Source organism: Candidatus Caldatribacterium sp. SIUC1, from assembly GCF_051549785.1.
In the GTDB taxonomy this organism is placed as follows: Bacteria; Atribacterota; Atribacteria; order Atribacterales; family Caldatribacteriaceae; genus Caldatribacterium.
In genome coordinates this window covers 746,020-767,302 of sequence record NZ_CP189974.1, presented here as the reverse complement: position 1 = coordinate 767,302, position 21,283 = coordinate 746,020, and the positions used below count along the sequence as shown (strand labels likewise).

18 protein-coding genes are annotated in these 21,283 nt (G+C 57.5%); 1 reads left to right on the top strand and 17 read right to left on the bottom strand.

The window, feature by feature from the left end; all coding sequences use genetic code 11:
* Positions 1-55 precede the first annotated feature (55 nt).
* Entirely contained in the window at positions 56-1,303 is a 1,248-nt protein-coding gene (locus ACP6EK_RS03830; RefSeq protein ID WP_438318139.1) for a Glu/Leu/Phe/Val family dehydrogenase, read from the top strand.
* 43 nt (positions 1,304-1,346) lie between these two features.
* Here the strand turns inward: ACP6EK_RS03830 and ACP6EK_RS03825 are convergent, their stop codons facing one another.
* The 17 genes from ACP6EK_RS03825 to ACP6EK_RS03745 all read right to left on the bottom strand — a co-directional run bounded on the left by ACP6EK_RS03825 (position 1,347) and on the right by ACP6EK_RS03745 (position 20,924).
* Positions 1,347-2,777 (bottom strand): radical SAM protein, encoded by a 1,431-nt coding sequence (locus tag ACP6EK_RS03825; RefSeq protein WP_438318136.1) that lies wholly within the window; start codon positions 2,775-2,777, stop codon positions 1,347-1,349.
* A 216-nt stretch (positions 2,778-2,993) separates the two neighbouring features.
* Entirely contained in the window at positions 2,994-3,392 is a 399-nt protein-coding gene (locus ACP6EK_RS03820) for a type II toxin-antitoxin system VapC family toxin (RefSeq protein WP_438318133.1), read from the bottom strand.
* Positions 3,379-3,597: a DUF2281 domain-containing protein gene (locus ACP6EK_RS03815; RefSeq protein ID WP_438318130.1), complete on the bottom strand. Its 219-nt coding sequence runs from the start codon at positions 3,595-3,597 to the stop codon at positions 3,379-3,381. The genes ACP6EK_RS03820 and ACP6EK_RS03815 overlap by 14 nt, the downstream gene beginning before the upstream one ends.
* 215 nt (positions 3,598-3,812) lie before the next feature.
* Entirely contained in the window at positions 3,813-5,039 is a 1,227-nt protein-coding gene (locus ACP6EK_RS03810) for a dihydrolipoamide acetyltransferase family protein (RefSeq protein WP_438318127.1), read from the bottom strand.
* The gene (locus ACP6EK_RS03805) at positions 4,978-6,021 is read right to left on the bottom strand and encodes a diacylglycerol kinase family protein (protein ID WP_438318124.1); all 1,044 of its coding nucleotides are present in this window, start codon (positions 6,019-6,021) and stop codon (positions 4,978-4,980) included. Before ACP6EK_RS03805 ends, ACP6EK_RS03810 begins: the two co-directional genes overlap by 62 nt.
* Positions 6,022-6,819, bottom strand: coding sequence for a sorbitol-6-phosphate dehydrogenase (gene srlD, locus ACP6EK_RS03800; protein WP_438318121.1), 798 nt, complete (start codon positions 6,817-6,819; stop codon positions 6,022-6,024).
* Positions 6,816-7,859, bottom strand: a complete 1,044-nt coding sequence (locus ACP6EK_RS03795; protein WP_438318118.1) for a zinc-dependent dehydrogenase — start codon at positions 7,857-7,859, stop codon at positions 6,816-6,818. The genes srlD and ACP6EK_RS03795 overlap by 4 nt, the downstream gene beginning before the upstream one ends.
* Positions 7,856-9,373 carry an FGGY-family carbohydrate kinase gene (locus ACP6EK_RS03790; RefSeq protein WP_438318115.1) on the bottom strand — a complete coding sequence of 506 codons (1,518 nt, stop codon included), beginning with the start codon at positions 9,371-9,373 and terminating at the stop codon, positions 7,856-7,858. Before ACP6EK_RS03790 ends, ACP6EK_RS03795 begins: the two co-directional genes overlap by 4 nt.
* A 13-nt stretch (positions 9,374-9,386) precedes the next feature.
* Positions 9,387-10,358: a sugar phosphate isomerase/epimerase family protein gene (locus tag ACP6EK_RS03785; protein WP_438318112.1), complete on the bottom strand. Its 972-nt coding sequence runs from the start codon at positions 10,356-10,358 to the stop codon at positions 9,387-9,389.
* Positions 10,348-11,892: an FGGY-family carbohydrate kinase gene (locus ACP6EK_RS03780; RefSeq protein WP_438318108.1), complete on the bottom strand. Its 1,545-nt coding sequence runs from the start codon at positions 11,890-11,892 to the stop codon at positions 10,348-10,350. The genes ACP6EK_RS03785 and ACP6EK_RS03780 overlap by 11 nt, the downstream gene beginning before the upstream one ends.
* Positions 11,892-13,058 carry an MFS transporter gene (locus ACP6EK_RS03775; RefSeq protein WP_438318104.1) on the bottom strand — a complete coding sequence of 389 codons (1,167 nt, stop codon included), beginning with the start codon at positions 13,056-13,058 and terminating at the stop codon, positions 11,892-11,894. Before ACP6EK_RS03775 ends, ACP6EK_RS03780 begins: the two co-directional genes overlap by 1 nt.
* Before the next feature lie 2 nt (positions 13,059-13,060).
* Positions 13,061-15,103: a pyruvate dehydrogenase (acetyl-transferring) E1 component subunit alpha gene (gene pdhA, locus ACP6EK_RS03770; protein WP_438318102.1), complete on the bottom strand. Its 2,043-nt coding sequence runs from the start codon at positions 15,101-15,103 to the stop codon at positions 13,061-13,063.
* Between the two features lie 5 nt (positions 15,104-15,108).
* Positions 15,109-16,296, bottom strand: coding sequence for a mannitol-1-phosphate 5-dehydrogenase (locus ACP6EK_RS03765; protein ID WP_438318099.1), 1,188 nt, complete (start codon positions 16,294-16,296; stop codon positions 15,109-15,111).
* Complete coding sequence (locus tag ACP6EK_RS03760; protein ID WP_438318096.1) at positions 16,293-17,237, bottom strand: carbohydrate kinase family protein; 945 nt, start codon at positions 17,235-17,237, stop codon at positions 16,293-16,295. Before ACP6EK_RS03760 ends, ACP6EK_RS03765 begins: the two co-directional genes overlap by 4 nt.
* A 2-nt stretch (positions 17,238-17,239) precedes the next feature.
* Positions 17,240-18,193: a sugar-binding transcriptional regulator gene (locus ACP6EK_RS03755; RefSeq protein WP_438318093.1), complete on the bottom strand. Its 954-nt coding sequence runs from the start codon at positions 18,191-18,193 to the stop codon at positions 17,240-17,242.
* A gap of 102 nt (positions 18,194-18,295) precedes the next feature.
* Positions 18,296-19,003: a ComF family protein gene (locus tag ACP6EK_RS03750; protein WP_438318090.1), complete on the bottom strand. Its 708-nt coding sequence runs from the start codon at positions 19,001-19,003 to the stop codon at positions 18,296-18,298.
* Positions 18,993-20,924: an Ig-like domain-containing protein gene (locus ACP6EK_RS03745; RefSeq protein ID WP_438318087.1), complete on the bottom strand. Its 1,932-nt coding sequence runs from the start codon at positions 20,922-20,924 to the stop codon at positions 18,993-18,995. The genes ACP6EK_RS03750 and ACP6EK_RS03745 overlap by 11 nt, the downstream gene beginning before the upstream one ends.
* Positions 20,925-21,283: the final 359 nt, after the last annotated feature.

The following is a 21,283-nucleotide window of genomic DNA, read 5'->3' as shown; positions in this document are numbered from 1 at the left end:
GGAGAGCGTCTTTGTTTTTCTAAGCCGTGATGAGTCCTAAAAAGGAGGTGTCAAGATGGCTCAACTCAACCCTTTTGCCATGGCACAGGAACAGCTCGATAAGTGCGCCAGAATCATGAATCTGGATCCTGGGGCACACCAGATGCTCCGGGTACCGGCCCGTGAGCTACACGTGGCCATACCGGTCAGGATGGACGACGGGTCCCTGAGAGTCTTCCAGGGTTTCAGGGTGCAGTACAACGACGCAAAGGGTCCCACCAAAGGAGGCATACGGTTCCATCCTGAAGAGAGCATCGATACCGTACGAGCTCTGGCGGCGTGGATGACCTGGAAGTGTGCCGTCATGGACCTCCCCCTCGGAGGAGCAAAAGGTGGGGTTATCTGCAACCCGAAGGAGATGTCCCAGGGGGAGCTGGAGCGGCTCAGCCGAGGGTACATTCAGGCCATTTACCAGTTCATCGGCCCGGATAAGGACATCCCCGCTCCCGACGTTTACACAAACCCCCAGGTGATGGCCTGGATGATGGACGAGTACTCGAAAATCGCCGGGAAAAACCAGTTCGGGGTTATCACCGGAAAACCCCTGCCTCTTGGGGGTTCCAAGGGAAGGGACAAGGCCACAGCCTACGGAGGCATGATTGCCATAAGGGAAGCAGCAAAGGTCCTGGGTATCGACCTCTCCCGGGCTACAGTTGCTATTCAGGGATACGGGAATGCCGGATACTATGCCGCCTCTTTGCTCCGTTCTCGTTTTGGTTCCACGGTTGTTGCAGTGAGCGACAGCAAAGGGGGCATTTTCAGGCCTTCCGGTCTCAATCCGGAGGAAGTTCTCAAGCACAAGCAAGCAACGTCCTCTGTAGTTGACTTTCCTGGCACCCAGAGAATCTCAAACGAAGACCTCCTGGAGCTTGAAGTGGACATCCTCATCCCTGCTGCGCTCGAGGGCGTCATCACCGCCTCAAATGCCCCTCGAATCAAGGCAAAGATTGTGGCCGAGCTTGCCAATGGACCCACAACACCTGAAGCCGATGATATTCTGTACCGCAAGGGAATCCATGTGATTCCCGATTTCCTGTGCAATGCAGGAGGAGTAACGGTCTCGTACTTCGAGATGGTTCAGAACTTCTACATGTACTACTGGGAAGAAGAGGAGGTCCTGGAGCGCCTGGACAAAAAGATGACCAGAGCCTACCACACCGTGCTTGAAACCTCGAAGAAGTACGCTGTTGACATGCGCCAGGCGGCCTATATCACTGCGGTGAGCCGCGTTGTGGAAGCCATGAAGCTGCGAGGATGGATTTAGCAATGCCAACAAAGGCCGGACCAATTGGTCCGGCCTTTGGCACTCAGGCGATGACCTCCTCGTAAGGGGCTTTCTGCGCCTTGTGGTAGAACTCGGCGTTGAACTTGCAGCCTGGATCCGGACCGAGGTAGTCGCCGAAATAAGCGTAGGCCCGAGCACGACACCCACCACACACCGCCCGGAATGTACAGACCCCACAGTGACCACGGTACAGCTCCCGCGAACGGAGTTCCCGCAGGACCCGTGAGGTATCCCAGATCTCTTTCAGGCGCTTTTCAAAAAGCCGCCCCACCGGAATGGGCATGAACACACAGGGCGTCACCGTCCCATCGGGTTGCAGTGCGCAGTAGGCCCTCCCCGCTCCACAACCACCCACGTACTCGGCACCGACTCTCGCAAGCTTCCCCTCGGAAACGGAGTAATGCCCGGTAATGACCATGCCTTCGGGGTTTTTCTCCACGCACTTCCTCCCGAACTGCGGGCTGGTGCTGAAGACTTGAATCTTCTTCTCCATGAGGCACCCGTAGAGGATCTCAAGCATTTCCTCCCGCTCTTCAGGGCTCAGGTCATCACTCCAGATTTCCCGCCCTCTCCCGGTTGGAATGAAGTTGAAAACGTAGAAACGATGGGCCCCAAGTTCTTTTGTCAGCCGGTACAGCGCGGGGAGATCCGCAAGGTTCCCCCGGGTCACCGTGGGGGCAACGCCCACCAAAAGACCGGCTTTCACGGCATTCTCAATGCCTTTCACCGTCTTCTCCCAGAGGCCCGGGATACCCCGGAAACGGTCGTGGTACTCGGGGGATGAGCTTTCAAGGCTCACCTCCACGTACTGGATCCCGTGGTCTTTGAGCTTCTTGCACATGTCTTCGGAAAGCAGGGTACCGTTGGTGGCCACCGAGAGGTAGATTTCCTTCGAAGCGGCGTACCTGGCTACAGTAAAGAACTCAGGGTCACACAGGGGTTCTCCTCCAGAGAAGGCAAGCGTTGGCACAAAGTTCTCCTCAAGCTCATCCACAACCCGGAGCCGCTCCTCAAGGGAAAGTTGCGCTGTTCCCTTTCCCGCATTCTGGTAACAGTGGCGACACCGCAGGTTGCAGAGGTTGGTAAAGTTCCACACCACAAGGAGAGGACCAGCGAACTTCTGCGGGCGGGTGGCTCCGTATTCTGCTACGCTCCGGGCAAGGTTGATGGTCGCCCGACGAATGTTCCGGGACCCGAAGATTTCCCGTACCAGGTACTCCTTCTCCCAGCGAAGGAGCATCCTCAGGATATCGATCACAAGGTACACGGGGAGAAAACTCAGGAATTCCAAAAAGGACAGGCCCTTTTGAGGCTTCCCGTAGTGCACAAGGAGCTTTTCGAGCCTCACACTGCCATCGCGAGTCCTACGGGTTACCCAGCGGAAAACCGCCCGGACAATCCAGAGGTTGAGATATCGCCTCACCCGTTCAGGGTTCATGAAGTACCGGTTCATCCTCTCACCCCCCTTGCCTTTTATTGTAGCAGCTTTTTACGGGATGAGTGCAGGAAATGCGGTCTCTCCTTGTCCTGCAGGGGGTTTCCCAAGGGAGAACCGTACAGCAGAGCTCCCACGAAATCTCGATGATCCCGGAAGGGGGACGAAGGAGAAGAGGCGGAGTCAAGGGAGACGTATTGCCGCCAGAAATCTCAGCAAGCGAAACTCCAGAGATTACAACGTCACCTCTTTCGGGGTCTTCCTCCCCCGTTCAGTCCGGTCAAAGTCGCAGTCAAAGCTCACAATGGTGAGGTCGTGCTTTTCGGCCACGGCGTACTGGTAGGCGTCGTCGAAGTCGAGGTGGTAGCGCTGAGCTGCCGAAATCAACGCAGGGACATCCTGGGTAGTCAATCGGACAAGGCAAATCGCCAGGGACTCAAAGAGATCCTCAACGAGCTTGAGGAACACCTCATACTTCCCCTGGCGAAAGAAAAAGACTCCAAGAGAGTATAAACTGAACTCTGAAACGAAGAGACTGCCCCGAGGCATCTGGCACAAAAACTTTTCGGCTTCATCCGCCTGTTCTCGCTCTAAAAGGACCTCGAGAATAACGTTTGTGTCAACGAGATACACCGTTTTGCCACCACTTCAGGATTTCGTGTTGCAGTTCCACCGAAGTGGACCGCAAGCCCAACTCCTTCAAGGCACCCCTGAAACGGAGCTTTGGAAGTCCCTTCGCTTTTTTCACCCTCTTCTCCCAGAGGAACTCCACGAAATCCTCCACTTCCTGACGGAGTTCGGGAGGGAGTTCCCGGATTTTCTCCTCGAGAGTCTTCATGGGTTGACCTCCTTGCCAGAATTCCAGGAATATCTTAGCTTCCTGGAGGAAGGTCCGCAAGAACTCCCAAGAAGCCCCCCACAAGAACACCTCAACAACCGGCATTCTCCAGGTATCCCGGAAGCTCAGGCGATTCGCCAGACCACAAACGGTCCCACGAGGACAGGGCAAGGACAGACCTGCAAACGGCAATCCTCACCCTGACCCCTGAAACCTCAAAGGAGCAGGGCAAAGGGTTCTTCTAAGAGAGTCTTCAAAAACTGCATGAACTGGGCAGCAACAGCACCATCGACGATACGGTGGTCGCAGGAGAGGACGAGTTCCATGACCGCAAGGGGAACGATGTCCTTCCCGTCGAAGACCGGCTTCTTCTTAATGGCCCCGCAGGCCAGAATGGCCGACTCCGGAGGGTTGATGATGGCCGTAAAGGCGTCAACACCGAACATCCCCAGGTTCGAAATGGTGAAGGTTCCCCCGGAAATCTCCTCCGGAGTGAGCTTGCCAGCTTTCGCCCGCTCCACAAGGTCGTGGAGCTCCCGGGTGATCTGGGCGATGCTCTTCCGCTCTACCTCCTTCACCACGGGAACGATGAGCCCATCCTCCAGGGCGACGGCAACACCGATGTTGACGTGCTCTGGGAAAACAATCCCCTCGTCCGTGAAGGAAGCGTAAAGCAGCGGAGAACGTTCCAGGGCTTTGGCGACAACCTTGACGAGGATATCGGTGTACGAAACCCGGAGACCGGTCTCTTTCTCCACGAGGGGCAGGAGGCGTTCCCGCATCTTCACGAGTTCCTCGGCAAGGATTTCCTGGAAGACGAAAAAGTGGGGTTTCGTCCTCACGCTCTCGAGCATGCGCTGGGCAATGATCTGACGCATCCGGGAAAGGGGAACGACTCTCCCCTTTGCCTCTTCAGCCACCGGTACCCTTTCCGCCACGGGGATTTCCCGCCTTTTCGCTTCTTCGAGTGTCCTCCTTGCCCGCTCAACGTCTTCCCTCACAATGCGTCCCCCAGGGCCCGTACCGGTGACGGTTGCAAGATCGATACCGTATTCTTGGGCAAGCTTTCGGGCAAGGGGCGAGGCCTTGATGCGTTCCTTTGCCACCTCTCCCCTTTGGATCACCACTGCTTCCCCGGCAACTTCTTCTCTGGCCTCCGGTTTCCCTCCCGGCGCTCCTTTCTGGGGAACAGGAACCTCTTCCCCCTCTTCCCCGATGTAGGCAACGACCTCCGTGATGGGAACGGTAGCGCCTTCGGGGTAGAGAATCTTGAGCACCACGCCCGAAGCAGGGGATTCCACTTCCATGTTCACCTTGTCGGTCGCAACCTCAAAAAGGGGGGCTCCCTTCTCCACCCGTTCGCCTTCCCGCACGAACCACTTATTGATGACCCCTTCCTCCATCGTGAGGCCAAGCTTGGGCATGATGACCTCTTTGGCCATGCTCTCCACTCCTTCCCTGTGTGAGCTCGAGAATCCGTCGAAGGTCCGCCTTCACCGGACCCTGATCCTCAAGGCGAATCCACCACTCTTCATGGGGGTGCACAAGAATCTCCCGTTCCCCATCGAGGGCAAGCGCCCCTCTCCCCTGAGGAAGCCTCAGGGGTTCTCCAGGAAAGAGAAAACCAAATTCCTCCACCCCCACTTCCCGGACAAGCCCAGGAGCCAGGGGAACGGGTACCCGCCAACCACCCTGCCCGATCCAGGCAAAGGCCCCCCGGCGCTCTTTCGGAGAGATGCTCACCATCCTCCCGACAACGGCGCTGAGGCCGATGTTCGCGGGGCTACTCTGTGTCACAGCAACGAAACGAACCGTTTCTGGTTCCCATACCGCCCGAGTTCCCAGAATGTCTTTTGCCACAAAAACCACGTCCACCAGGGCGATGTCCTCCCGGGTTTCAGAGAAACAGCGGAGCACCTTGGACCTTGAGAGGACCTCCGCTTCAGGTACTCCCCCCTCCAGGAAAAACCCCAGAGCCATCCCTCCCAGGGTGGGTTCCAGGGTATCGGCAAAGACGTTATTCGTCCCGCAGGAGAGGGAGAAAAGGGGGGTGTTACCGCTTCTTTTGGCCACCACCCGGTTCGTACCATCGCCACCGAACACAACAAGCGCCTCCACTCCCTCCTGCACGGCCCACTCGGTGAAACGTAGGGTGTCCGTGGCATCCCCAAAGGCCGGTGTGGGGGCCTTCTCAAAGCGAATCCGCGAAGGAAACGTCGCCTCTTTCCGGGCCACCTCCACGAGTTCATAGGGGTCGGGCATGTAGACGAAACAGAAGGTTCCCCTTGTGACCCCTACAAACCCCTGGAGGAACCGGATTAGAGCGTTGATCTTCTCCCGATTGCCAGAAACGGACCCCCACGCTACCAGCCGGCGGATGTCCTTCCCCGCCACCGGATTCACCACAAGGCCAACGCGCCGCATTCAGTGCACTTCCTGTCCACCGGTAACGTTGATGGCCTGTCCGGTCATGTAGTCGGAGTAGGAAGAGGCCAGGAACACGGCAACATTGGCCACATCCTCAATGGTGCACTCTCGACCAAGCGGAACCTTTTCGACGTAGATTTTCCGCACCTGCTCCGGAGGAACACCAAGCTTTTTGGCGTACTCCTTATCAAGGAGGTCCCACATGGGCGTGGCGAAGACATTCCCTGGACAGATGGCGTTCACGTTGATCTTGAAGGGGGCAAGGTCCATGGCCGCACTCTGGGTAAGACCAATTACGCCGAACTTCGATGCCGAATAGGCAGCAAGCCAGAGCCCGCCACGCTTTCCTGACTTCGAGCTGATGTTGATGATTTTCCCGCTTTTCTGCTGCACCATGTACTTGGCCACTTCCCGGATGCAGAGAAACGTCCCCTTGAGGTTCACGTTGATAATGGCGTCCCAGACCTCCTCGGGAACCTCGGTGATGAAGTGGGCCCGGATAATGCCCGCGGAATTCACCAGGATGTCGATTCTCCCCCATCGCTCGTACACCCGGCGGGCCATCTCGGCAACTTCGTCGCTTTTCGTGACATCCACCTTGATCGCCATGGATTCCCGGCCCAGCGCTGCGATTTCCTGAGCCGTTTTCTCCGCCCCTTCAAAGTTCACGTCGCAGCACGCCACATGGGCTCCCTCCTGGGCAAAGCGTACGGCAATGCCCTTCCCTATCCCTGACGCCGCACCGGTCACAATGGCGATTTTATCCTGCAACGGCTGCGGATGCACACCCCTCACCTCACAAAGGAAATCACGGCCTTCAAGGCCTTCCCACTTTTCACGAGTTCAATGCCCCTCACAATGTCCTCAAGGGGCAGCACATGGGTGATGAGGTCCCGCGCGGGGACCCTTCTTGCATAGATGAGCCGCGCCGCCTCCTCATACTGGGAGGCATGAGAGGCGAAGACGCCGAAAACCCCGATTTCCTTGTAGTGGACGATGTTACTGTTGAAGGTGATGGTGGGTTTCTCCTTCGGCAATCCACCAAAGAGGCTGATCCTCCCCTGGGGAGCAACGAGTTCCAGGGCTTCCTCCTGGGCGCTTCCTGATGAAGCTGCCACAATGACCACGTCGGCCCCTAACCCACCGGTGAGTTCAAACACCCGTTCCTTCAGATTCTCCTTCTGCGGGTTGATGTAGACATCGGCTCCGATTCTCTGTGCAAGCTCCAGCCGTTCATCGGAAATATCGGCAAGGATAATCTTCCCTGCACCGTGGTTTTTCGCCATGGCGACATGCATGCACCCGATAGGACCCGCACCGATGACGAGCACGGTCTCCCCAAGGCCGATATGAAGATACGACTGGCCGTTGATGACACAGGAAAGGGGCTCAATGAGGCTGGCCTCAAGGAGGTCCATATCCTCCGGGAGGACCAGGAGATTCCCCCGTGCTACTCCTTCCCGAGGCATTTTCATGAACTCCGCAAATCCTCCAGGGTAATGGTACCCGATGTACTTCTGCTCCGGACAGAGGTTCTGCAGACCCCGGCGGCAGTACCGGCACCGCCCGCAGGAAATTACGGTGATAACCGCAACTTTGTCCCCCACCCGGTACCCTTCAACACCCTCGCCTATTGCCACGATTTCTCCTGCAATCTCGTGCCCTGTGACCTGCGGCGGTTTCACGTGGTGGTGACCAAACTGGAAAATGCGAACATCAGTCCCGCAGATGGCGCAGGCTCCAACCCGGATGACCACTTCTCCCGGACCGGCCTCGGGTTCAGGAACTTCCCGAACCTCGATATTCTCTGGACCGAGAAAAACCGCAGCTTTCATGGCATTTCGCCCTCCTGAAGGATAACGGTTTTCAGCGCAGGATACAGGCGCCGGTACACGGCAAAGCGTTCCTCGTAGATTTTTGCCCTCTCCGGATCCGGTTCGTACACCTCCCGAACCCGGACGAGGTCACGCACCAAAGCCCCGAAATCCTTTACATCCTCCTTTGCCTTCCGCCCAAGGAGTGCGGCACCGAAACAGGCCGCTTCCGAAACCGAAAGGGTCTCAACCGGTACCCCATAAATATCGGCCTTGATCCTGAGCCATACCGGGCTCTTTGCCCCTCCGCCAATCGCCCGGAGCCGTTCCACGGGAATTCCAGCATTCCGAAGAAGCTCGAGATTCAGCTTCATCTCGTAACTCACACCCTCAAGGAGGGCCTTGATGAACTCCTTCTTCGTGGTGCTGAGGGTGAGCCCCACCACCATCCCCGCCGAGTGGGCGTCAAAGTACGGCGTTCCCGTCATGGTGAAGTGGGGCAAAACGAAGAGACTCGTGGGGTTTTCGGGAAGTCCTTCAAGGAGTACCTCATAAGGGTCCTTCTTAAGGCAAGCGGCAACCTCTCTCTCCTTTTCCCCAAACTGGTCCCGAAACCAGCGCAGGAGCACCCCTCCGGTGAAATTGTACACCAAAGTCGTATAAAGCCCCGGGAAGGCATGGTGGTAACAGCAGAGGTTGTTCCGCCACATGGCCTCTCCCCCGACAAAGCGGGACATCGCCGGGGCAATGCACTCCACTGTTCCCGTGGCGTCCATAGCAAGCCCTGGTCGGATGACGCCCGCCCCCAGAGCCCCACAGGGCTGGTCATGGCCTCCTGCAGCCACCACAATCCCCTTCCCCCACCCGAATGCCGCAGCGAATTTCTCCGGGACCTCCCCAAGGGGGGTTCCCGAAGGGTAAGGTTGAGCCAGGCGCTCAGGAGGAATCCCTGCAAGGTCGAGGATTTCTGAAGACCATTCCCCCCGCTCCACATGGAACATCATCGTCCGGGAAGCAAGGGGGAAACTTATGGCCGGAGGAAGCCCGAAGCGAAAAACGAGGAAATCCTCAAAGCACAGGAAATACCGGGCATTCCTGAAGACGTCGGGAGCGTACTTTTTCCACCAGAGGATTTTATTCACCGTCCCGATGCCCGAGAGGGGCATCCCGGTGATGGCGAAAAACCGCTCATCCCCGAGTTTTTCTCGAAAGAGGGGGACAAATTCGTCCCCCCTCGCGTCAAAGGTGACAATGCTTCGGGCAAGAGGCCGACCCTCGGCGTCAACTGGAACCACCGCCTCCCCCTGAGAGGAGATTCCGATGCTTGCCGGAGGGTCGTGACGGATGCCCTCCGCGACTCTTCGGAGGCAGCGCACGACCTTCTCGAAGACCTCTTCAGCATCAAGCTCACTCCACCCATTCCGGGGATGGTAGAGCGGGTACTCCTCATAAGCCCAAGCCCTGATATTGCCCTCTTCATCAAAGGCGATGACCTTGCACCCCGTGGTGCCCACGTCAATTCCAAGGTAACTCACGGGCATCACTCCTTCAGAGCAAACTCCGGATGTACCGGAAAGCTCCCAAGGCGTCGGCCTCCTTCTGGTAGGCCCGAAGAGTAGCTACGTCGATTTTCTCCACCACCGAAAGCATCATTGTGATGTTCTCGATGCTCACCTGGCATGCCGTTTTCCCATCCTCCCGGTAGGGGAAGATGTCAAGGCCAAGCCAGCCTTCGTAATTCGAGTGGTAGAGGTAGTAGAGGAATTCAAGGTTTTCGAAGAAGTGCACCGTCCCCACGGCTAAATCGTCATCCCAGTCCCGGAAGTTGTCATTGAGGTGCAGGGCAAAGAGCTTCCCAAAACGGTCGAGCAACGCCACAACATTTCCCGGAGACTCTTTGCAGTTATAGGAGTGCCCGAGGTCAATGGTCACCCCAACGTTCGGTAGGTTCACCTCCCGGGCTAAGAAAAGCGCCACACCGGCGTTCGAAATGGTCGAGTGGGTCCGGGGTTCCCGGAGTTTGTACTCTAAACTCAGCTTCACGCGGGGATTGTGGCTGGCAATCTCCCGGAGGGCTTCGATGAGGAGGTCCCACTGTGCTCGGTAGTCAATCTGGAAGGGGTAGTCAAAGCCATCCTGCCCCGGCCAGAGGTTCATTACCCCAGCTCCAAAATACTCGGCCATGTCCATGGCTTTCTTGGCGAGTTCAATGGCTCTCTGGCGCACACCTTCTCTCTCTGACATCAGGCTCCCCAGGGCAAATACTGGATCCCCGAAAAGGTCGACATCGCAGGACGCCAGGGCAAGTCCCCGGGCATCGAGTTCCCTTTTCACCTTTTCTGCCGTGTCCTCGTTGATGGGACTTGGGTAGTGCATCATCACTCCCTTGAGGTCCGGAACAGCGGCAATGGCGTCAAGGGCCTTTTCGAGAGGAACGTCCTCCTTGTACCCTCGCGGGCAGAACCGATCCGGACACGCCCCAAAAACCCAGACTCCTGTGGCAAAGCCTTTACTCTTCATGGTCCTCCTCCTCTCCCTGGAGCATACTCAAGAGCTCGTGCACCTCTTTGAGACCATTGTACACTTTTTGGTACACGCTGTAGTACCGCCTGTAGACTTCGTGCCGACTCAAAGAAGGTTCAATCCTTTCCCGGAAACGCACCATCGCCGCGATGCCCTCCTGGGTGTGCGCAAAAACCCCCGCCGCCTTTCCCGCAAGGATTGCCGTCCCCAGCGCCACGGCTTCCTCCGTTTCCGGAAGGAGCAGCGTCTTCCCCAGAATGTCTGCCTTCATCCTGAGCCACTCGAAAGAACGAGCACCTCCGCCAACAGCCCGCAGGTCCACAACGGGTAACCCAAAAGCCTCGAAAAGATCCAGGTTCACCTTCATCTCATAGGTGAGGCTCTCAAGAATGGCCCGAAAGATTTCCCAACGGGAGGCCGCGAGAGTCAACCCCACAATGGCCCCCCGGGAGTGCTCGTCGAGGTAGGGAGTTCCTGAACCGGCAAAATGAGGGAGCACAAAAAGCGGCACCGGACCCTCTGGAAGGTGCTCAAAGAGCATCCGATAGGGGTCTTTCCCGAGCTCCCGGGCTTCCTGTTTTTTGTCAGGAGCTATGGCGTCACGGAACCACCGCACGAGAGACCCTCCTGAGGCGATGTACGCCAGGGTGATGTAGTCTCCTTCTGCAACATGGGGATAGCAGCAGAACCCGTTCTCCATCATCTCCTTTGTGAGGAAAGGCTGAGGACCAATGTTGAGGGCCACGCACTCTGAAGTCCCAATGCCGTACATGGCCTCTCCAGGCGAGCACACCCCGCACCCCAGAACCCCACAGGGCTGGTCGTGGCCTCCGGTGGCCACAAGGATTTTCTCCTGGAGGCCAAAGTCCCTCGCAAGATCCTCCCGCAGGGAGCCGACAGGGGTTCCCGAGGGGAGAACCCTGGGAAGCCGTTCTTCAGAAATCCCCACCGCTTCAAGGATGTCCCGGGCCCAAGCCTTTTTTCGGACGTCAAACATCATGGTCCGGGAGGCCAGGGAATAGTCCATGGCCGGCGTTTCCCCCGTGAGGCGGAAGATGATGAAGTCCTCGACGCACGAGAACTTCCAGGTACGTTCAAAGATTTCCGGCTCATGGTCCCGAAGCCAGAGGATCTTATTCACCGTGTACATCCCGTGAAGGGGCATTCCGGTCACCGAGAAAAGATGGAAAGGGTCGAAGCGTTCCCGAAAGAATGCCACATATCTGTTGGCCCGGACGTCGAAGTTGGCGATGGCGAAAGTCAGAGGTCGTCCATCCCGCCCCAAGGGGATGAGGGTTTCCCCGTGGGAGGTGACCGCCAGGGCACTGATAGGTTCCTGGAGGGATCGGCCCACCTCGCCTAAGGCAGCACACACCGCTTCCCAGACCTTTTCAGGGTCGATCTCCAGCCACCCGGGTCGAGGAGTAATGAAAGGGTACTCCTTTCCCGAAAAGCCCAGGACCTCACCGTTTTCCCGAAAGGCCACAACCTTACATCCGCTTGTCCCCATATCAATCCCAAGGATCGCCACTATGCCTTTCCCTCCCTGAAGAAACGACTCTGCGTCACACCGAAAAGTCCGGCAACAAGCACCAGGGCCACCAGAAAGACGAAACGAAGACCAACACGATCCGCAAGAATCCCCATGAACCAGGGGAAAAAGAGTGCGCCAAGTCCTCCTGCAGCAACCGTAAGCCCAATGGCCGTGGCCTGAAGGGTATCGACGTGCTGCGCCACCCAGGCCACAACAAGCGGCCACACCGCAGAGAATCCGAGTCCCAGAGCAAAAAGGGCGAAGAGCACCACGGGGACATTCCGGGTAAGGTTGAAGAGGAGAAGGGCGGAGAAACTCCAAAGAATGAGGAGACGAAGCAAAAGCAGGTAACTCACCTTTCTGGCCAGAAGGCCAAAGACAAGCCTTCCCACGGTGATCATCCCCCAGAATATCCCCATGGCCGCTCCTGCAAGGGAAAAGCCTCTCTGGAGCTCCCGAACAAAATAAGTGCTCACCCAGGCCGAGGTACCGATTTCTGCCCCGACGTACAGGAAGATGGCCAGGAAGCTGGCGCAAAGCAGGGTCTTCCACTCCCCCAGAGCCTGGAGGCTTCGCAGGGAAAAGACTTCGTTTTTCCCTTCAGCAAAGAGCTCCCGTTCCCGCAAGAGGAGGGCAAAAAGGAGTACCGAGAATATCCCCGGGACGAAATAGAGCACCCTCCAGCTCAGCTCCCGCTCAAGGAGAAAGCCCGCAAGGTATGGCCCAGAGGCAGCCCCAAGGCCAAAGGAAATCTGGCTGAGATTCAGGGCATACCCTTCCCGCCCGGGGAAGACCCGGGAGAGGAGCCCGGTGAGGGGAGCCTCACAGAAACCCCCACCAATGCCAGCAAGGAACACTCCCCACTCAATGGTGGTGAACCGATCCGCAAGGCTCACCACGAAAAACCCCAGAGCGAGAAACGCCTGGCTGGCCACGAGCACGGGCTTTTTCCCAAGGAGATCGCAGAGCGCGCCACTCACAAACGTCGTCACCACATAGGGGAAGTAGTACAGGGCAAAGAGGCGACCCGCTCTTGTCGCAGAAAGATGGAAAATGGCCATCCATTTGGGGAGCACTGCTCCGGTGATGAGCATGGACACGGCCAGGAAAAAGAACGCCACACCAACGATGAACGAGAGCCGAAGCGCCGTCCGGCGTTCCATGGCTACCTGCCGCAGAGCGTGCGTGCTGCTTTCACCACGTCTTCTACCCTCGGGATAGCATTGTCCTCAAGGTAACGGCTACAGGGAACGGGAGCATCAGCCGCTCCAAGGCGAACGATGGGGGCGTCCAGGTAATCAAAGGCGTGTTCCATAATCTGGGCGGCAATCTCTGCCCCCGCTCCACCAGTTTTGCACCCCTCGTACACGATGATCACCCGGTTGGTCTTGCGAACCGACTGACAGATAGTCTCAATATCAAGCGGCAAAAGCGTTCGGGGGTCCACAACTTCAGCCTCAATGCCCTCTTTCGCCAGGACTTCTGCTGCCTCCAGGGCCACAAGGAGCATCCGGGAATAGGCGACGATGGTGACGTCTTTCCCCTCCCGTTTCACATCGGCAACCCCGATGGGGATGATGTACTCCTCTTCCGGCACCGGACCCTTGGTGTTGTAGAGCATTTTGTGCTCAATGAAGAGGATGGGATTGTCCTCCCGGATTGCCGCCTTCAAAAGCCCCTTGGCGTCAAAGGGCGTTGCAGGCATCACAACCTTGAGTCCCGGAACATGAATGAACCAGGCTTCGAGGCTTTGAGCATGCTGGGCACCAGAGGAACGACCACATCCCCCTTCCGTGCGGATGACCATGGGAACCCTGGCCTTCCCTCCGAACATGTAGCGAATTTTGGCCCCTTGGTTCACCAACTGGTCCATGCAGAGCGTCATAAAGTCGATGTACATGATTTCGCCCACAGGACGCAGTCCGGTCATGGCCGCACCGACACAGCACCCCACAATTGCCGCCTCAGAGATAGGGGTGTTGCGAACCCGTTCTCCTCCAAACTCCTGCCACAGGCCCCGGGTGACCCCATAGGCTCCACCGTAGAGGCCAATGTCTTCCCCGATGAGCACGACGTTGTCGTCCCGACGCATCTCCTCCCGCAGGGCTTCGTTTAACGCATCCCGGTAAGTGATGATGCGCATCGTCCCGGGATCGTACTCCTTGATGCTCCGGACGACCTTTGTCCCCTTCTTCCGCTCAATCTCGGCAAAGTCCTCCTCAACGTAGACGTCCTTTGTGATCTCCTCAAGGGGAGGATAGGGACTCTGTTCAGCAAAGGCTATGGCCTCTTCAATCTCCCGCTCCACTTCGTTTTCGATTGTCTTGAGCTCCTCTTCCTCAGCCACACCCTGTTCTAAGAGCCATTTCCGGTAGCGCTTGATGGGGTCTTTCGCCTTCCACTCCTGCTCCTCTTCCCGCGTCCGGTACGCCCGGGGGTCGTTTTTCGAGTGCCCCAGGTACCGGTAGGTCTTGCACTCAATGAGTGTCGGCCCTTCACCCCGGCGGGCCCGCTCGGCGGCCTGTTCCACCGCTTCCTTCACCGCAAGAACATCCATCCCATCCACCACCACTCCAGGCATCCCGTAAGCCTGGGCTCTCTCAGCGATGTCCTGGATGGGGAAGGCCTCCCGCACCGGCATGGACATGGCGTAGAGGTTGTTCTCACAGACGAACACCACCGGGAGCTTCCACACGGCGGCAAGGTTCAGCGCTTCATGGAATGCCCCGGTATTGGCCGCTCCATCCCCGAAAAAGCACACCGTGACCTTTCCGGTGTTCTTGTACTTTGCCGTAAGCCCTGATCCCACCGCAATGGGAATACCTCCGCCAACGATACCATTGGCGCCGAGATTCCCTGCCGTGAGGTCGGCGATGTGGAGCGATCCGCCCTTCCCCTTACAGTACCCATCGATTTTCCCGTAGAGCTCGGCCATCATCCGGTCAAGGCGTGCTCCCTTGGCGATGCAGTGGCCGTGACCTCGATGGGTTGAGGTGATGTAGTCGTCAGGGCGAATGGCGTAACACGCCCCCACCGCCACCGCTTCTTCTCCAATGTAGAGGTGGGTTGTTCCCCGGATTTTGTCCTGGCTGAAAAGGTCGCTCACCGTTTCCTCAAAGCGACGAATGCGCAGCATATCCCGGTACATGCCAAGAAGCCTCTCTTTGGTCTCGTTCTGTGCCTTTGAGACCTTCTCCTGAATCTCCATCCCGCTCACCCCCTGCTCCTTTCTTCCTGAAATCGCCTGTACCAGCGCTCAATCGCTTTTCCCAGCTCACTCTCAGGATCTACCCCACAAACGCTCTCGAGCACCCCCTGCACTCCCTCCTCGGCGATCATCCTCTGCAGGACTTTTGCCTCCTCATCTTCAGGGTAATCGTAAAGCAGCGCTGCTGCACACCCACAGGCCACGTGTTCAGGGAAAACACCCTGGGCAAGGCAGAAAAGCGCCCCTCCGACGAGGCGGTCTTTCGGGGAGAGCTTCCGCAGGGGGTCCCTCCCCACCCGGATCACGGTGTCCATCATGGCGGGGTTGGCAAAGCGCGCCCTGAGGTCCCGAAGGTATTCTCTGTGCTCATCCCTGTCCCAGAAGGGGTACTTCCGGAAAAACGCCTGGGTAACCTCATCCCAGGCACCGGAAAATACGCGCTCGATGTCCGCATCTCCAAGGGCCTCGTGGATATAGGAGCACCCTCTGAGGTACCCAAGGTACGCCAAAACGGCATGGCCCAGGTTGTGGAAAAAGAGCTTTCGTTCCTCTTCAGCCTCAAAGTGCTCCGTCCCCTCAAAGCCAAAGAGCGGCGGCAGAACTCCTCGAACCGCCCGAGCATCAAAGGGAAGCCGGGCGTAGGACTCCGCCACCACACCCAGGGGATCGGTTACACCGAAGCGCTCATCAAGTACCGGAACCATTCGGGCAATGACCGTCCCCACGAAGCCCACCCGCTCTTTGAGAAACTCCACTCCCGTGGGAGAGAGGTACTGCTGCACCTTTTCCCGGAAAATGGCAGGGGCGTCCTTCAGATTCTCACAGAGGAAGACGTTGAGGGGTTCGGGATTGCGTATTCGGCGTTCCTCAATCCCCCGGGCAAGAAGCGGAGCCACCTGCGGGAGATTCTTCGCTCCTACGGCCGTAAGAACTAAGGCAGCAAAGGCGATTTTTTCAGCTACCGCTGCTTCTTCTTTCACCGAGAGGACCTCAATTCGGTCGATCACAACGTCCCGAAAGGTTCCATCTTTCTCAACGAGCCGGAGAGGGTAACAACCCCGTTCCCGGAGTTTTGCCACGAGATCCTCGTTAGCCTCCACAAAGACCGTCCAGAGCCCTGACTCCTGAAGGAGATGCCCGATGAACCCCCGACCAATGTTCCCCGCTCCAAACTGCACGCCAAAAAGCCTCATCCCATCCTCGCCTCGTGTTCTTCGATGAATCGCCGCACCGCCATGAAATCCCCCACACCCTCGGTCGCCCCCATGGCAGTTACGCACATGGCCCCACAGGCGTTGGCGAACCTCCCAACCTCATAGAGGTCCCATCCCCGCAGGTACCCAAAGAGGAACCCTGCCGCGAAAGCGTCGCCCGCCCCCGTCCCATCAACAGCCTGCACTGAAAAGGGTGGAACGAGGATCTTCTCTTTACCGGTCATGATGAAGCTCCCTTCTGCTCCCATCTTGATGGCCACCACCCGAATGCCAAAGCTCAGGAAGAAGGAAGCCATATCCGCAAGGCCGTCCTTTCCAGAGATCCGGGAGGCCTCGTCCCGGTTTGAGATGAAAATGTCAACAAAAGGCAGCACCGGAGCAATGGTGGCCAGCCACTTCCCCGTATCGTCCCAGGCTGTATCAAGAGAGGTCAAAACCCCAAGCGCCCTTGCCCGGGCGAAAACCTTTGCCGTTTCTTCCCCATCGAACCCTGGCATGAGGAAACTCCCCGCCACGTGGACCACCTTTGCCCCCCTGAGGAACTCGTCCTTCACGTCCTCAGCCCGGAGGGCCTGGTTGGCCCCAGGGTAATGGAGGAAAGTCCGCTCCCCGTGCTCATCAAGGAGCACCATGGTGGCTGAGGTGTGGTACCGGGTGTCCTTTGTAATGCCCCGTGTGTCCACTCCGTGGCGCTTCAGGGAGTTGATCACCACCTCCCCTAAGTCGTCGTCCCCTACTTTCCCCACCACGAGCACCTCCTCCCCGAGTTTGCGGAGGTCCACCGCGGTGTTGTGGGCGCATCCCCCGACATGGAGTTCCATTTCTGGAACAAGGAGGAGTTTCCCCTTCTCCGGAAACCGGTTGATAGGCCGCCCCATGAGGTCAGCTACGAGAATCCCCACGCAGGTCACAAAGGCCACACTTATCCCTCCCTCTGCTCAAGCTCTACGATGCCCTTTGCCGTTTCTTCATCGGTGATGAGGATTTTGATGTACTTCCCCCTGAGCGCCCCAAGAATCGCCTCAACCTTTTCCTTTCCCCCGGCGATGCCGATGACGTTCTTCATTTTCCTGAGGTCCTCAAGGGGGAGAGCCACCGTTCGCCGGTGCAGGGGTGTATCGATGAGGTTTCCCTGCCGGTCATAGAACTGGCCGAGGATATCGCCAACTGCACCCTTCTGGCGGAGGAGCTCAAGCTCGTGGTAGTCGATGAACCCCGTGAGGGCGTAGATAGAGTGACGGGCGTCGACCGTTCCAATCCCCACAAGCGAAAAGCGAGTTTGCCGGGCAAGCTCCAGGGTTTTCTGGTTGATTCGCTCACTGAGGTAGAAATTCCGGATTTCCTCGCTCTCCACCACTGCTGGGGCATAGAGGTAGTAGCACTCCCCTTCAAAAATCGAAGCCAGCTTCTCCCCAATGGTATATGGGTTCAGCGACGCAGAGGCGGTCAATCCCCCAACCAAGGTCACGAACTTGAGGTTCCGCACCCGTACCCCCTGAACAGAGGAGGCCACATGCTTCAGGGTCCTTCCCCAGGCAATCCCCACGAGGTCCCCATCCTGGAGCACCCGCTCAAGGTACCAGGCACCGGCTCGGCCAAGACTTGCAAAGAGATCCCCACCCTGTGGAGCAGGAATGACCACAACATCCTCAAGATGAGGGAAAAGGCGGCGGAGTTCCCCCTCGATGGCGAGGCAGTTCGCGTAAGGCGAAGTGATGGAAATACGAACGATACCGCACTTTTTAGCCCGATCGAGAAGGCGAGCCACCTTGGGCTGGGAAATACCGAGTTTCTTCGCAATTTCCCGCTGGGTGACCCCTTCCATGAAGTGCAGCCAGGCCACCCGGGTGAGCAACTCTACTTCGCTGGCGCCCATGAATGGATATTCCTCAAAGGAATAATCTTTCGAGAATATTCTGGCATACTCCGGAGAGGTCGTCAATAATCTCACAATGGAAGAATCAAAATTCTTGGAGCTTCACTTCCCAGAGGCCACAGCAAGCACCACAACGCTTTGACATCCGGCATCTTTCAAAGTCTGCGAAAGGCTCTCCACGGTTGCGCGGGAGGTGAGAACATCGTCGACAACGAGGATTCGCTTCCCCGAGACGTCCTCTTTCCGTTGTACCCGGAACGCCCCCCGGACGTTCTGGCGCCGTTCTTTCGCCTTAAGGCCCACCTGGGGGAGCGTGGGTTTCACCCGCAGGACGCTCCGTACAAGCACAGGAAGCCGAAATGCCCTCCCCACCTCCTGGGCAAGAAGGAGGGACTGGTTGAACCCCCGGGCTTTTTCTCTTGAAGGATGCAGGGGCACAGGGAGAACACCATCGACATCCAGAAGAAGGGGGAACTCTTCGCAGTACCGGACAAGGAGGAGACCGAAAAACCTCGCCAGAGACACCACCCCTCCGTACTTGAAGGCGTGGAGAGCTTCCCGAACAGGGAATGCATACGCGCTCACCGCCCGGGCGAACTCAAAGTGGTACCGGAAGCGCCGGCACACATGGCAGAGGAGAATCCCAGGGTGCGGCACAGTCCTCCCGCAGCGAAAGCACACCCCTTCCCGGAGGTAGATGACCGAACTCTGGCAGCGCTCACAGAGGGGGAAACAGGAGGGAAGAGCAACGTACGCCCCGCAGACCACACAGTGCTGGGGGAGGAAAAAGTGGAGGAGACTATCCATCATTTACTGGCAAAGACCAGGAAAGAACGCATAAGGTGAACTGCACGCGAGCTTCCACGGTGAGCGTCCCCGGCTTTTGCGGGATGAGAGTAAACGAGGCTTCTCCCTGATTGTCGGTGACAACGCTCTGCTGTTTCACAGGATTTTCCCCCTCCCTGAGGTACACGTTCACGGTCTTCTCAGGACAGGGATTGCCATAGGTATCCCGTACCCGCACCCTGAAGCTCAGAGGCTCCCCGACTCTCCCTGAGGGAGGGAGCACAGAGAGGTCCTCGAAAAACCGGGGTGCTGCGGCAAGGACCGTGACCGAAAAGACGAGAGGAGGAACTTCCCAGAAAGGAAGGCGAGCTTCAAGCATATAGTTCCCCACTTTTCGAGGCATGGCAATCTCACCCACGCATTTCCCAGAGAGATCCGTTCGCTCGTTCACCCCAAGGTCAGGAGAGGGAACAGGGGAAACACCCTCTGCGGTTTTCCACACCCACTCGACCCTCGCCCCCTGAACCGGTTTCCCCTCTGCCGTTGCTACCCGTACCTCAAAAGGCACCGGGTATCCTGCCATGGAACGCAGCACCGTACCTGGTCGAACAGCCCAGAAAAACGAGGGGCGACCGGAAATACCAAAAAGTTCGTGCTCCACAAGGATGTCCTCGGCAGAAACTCGCAGTATGTGTCTTCCGATTCCAGATATTCCCCCAAGAGGTAGTGTCCATCTCCCTGAACCATCAGAAAGGGTTTCAGCAATCGCTGAAAAGGTGGACGAACGAATCTCTCCCCACACCCTCCTTCCGGAGCAGGGATTCCCCTCGGCATCCCTCAGCGTACCCTGGAGCACCAGCGTTTCTCCCTGGACAACTTCTCTCGGAAACGGAACAAGAAACTCAAGGGTAGCCACGGGAAGGACGTACACCTCCACAGGGAGTTCAAGGGTCTTATTCCCGAGGGCAAAGTTCACAGAAATCTTCCCTTCCCCAGGAAAAGTAACGGATACCGTACCTTCCCCCAGAGAGAGCACTTCTTCCTTTCCACCACATACCACCCTTGCCTCTTCAAGAGGAATTCCCCGAAAGGTGCAGCGTATCCTGAAATCTGCCGCTTCCCCCTTTTTCACCCGGGAAGGCCCAACGACTTCAAGGTTCAGATCCCGTTCTGCAGCAAAGATTTCCTCTCTCCTGTTTCCTGCCCGGTCACGCCAGAGCACCCGCTTTTCCCCTTCCCAAGGAACCAGAACTTTCCAGGCGTTGCTCTCCCCCTTTACGCCCTCAACGGTTACCTCTTCAGAGGCCGTCCCAAAAACCCACACTCCTTCAGGCGCCCACAGTGCCCGGGACAGAAAAATCACCGGAGGGGTTCGGTCACAGAGGATGTTGCTTTGGAACACTTCCTTCCCCTCAAGCACAACGAGAAGGGTGTTCTCCCCCTCCTCAAGAGGAAGCTCAAGCGCAACTTCCCTCTCCCTATGATACCAATCCCTCATCAAGGTCTTGCCGTTCAGCACAACGAGGAAGGATCCCCGCACGGTGAAGCGAAAGGGAACACAAAAATCAGCAACACAGGAAGGTGGGGCAAGAAGAACCCGAAAGGAGGGCAAAACCTCTGCGATACCCTGTGGCGTCGCAGGACTTCCCGGCATCAGCGCAGGGAAGCTCGCAAGCCTCCTCATCCCCCGACCGATGACTTCAACCACCTCGGTGCAGGGAAAATCCGGAGCTCGGTACCAGCCATCCTGGGTGATGGTTCCGTACCGGGCACTCCAGAAAAGTGGAAAAGAACAGCTTCCCTGGCAGGCAACCTGGAAGTGGAACTCCTCCCCGCAGAAAAGACGCGACGGTACATTGATAATGGTAAAATCCCAACCCGAATTGCAGGATACCGCAAAAAGGACTACCCCGAGAACGAGAACGATACCCAGAGCGTTCCGCATAGACTGCAACAACACCAGTACAGGGACTTTCCTGAATTCTACAGGGGAGAAGAAGTACCTGTCAACGACTCGGGTCCAGAAAACACCTAAGGGGAGCCAGGTGCTCCCTGGCTCCCCTTAGGTGCAAGGAGGGGAAAGACTTCTAATAGGAGGTGCTAGTGGGGTACTCTTTTCACTTTTCAGGGAGAATTATACAGAGGACCCCCCTTGCCGTCAAGGGGGGTCGGAGGAAAATCCTGGGCAAAAGCTACACTTTGAAATGGGCCACCGATTGCGTCAGCTCTTCGGCAATCCAGTCCCTTGCCCCTGATGGTGCAGAAACTGCAGGAGCTTGTTGGGTAGTTAGGAGTATAATGGTA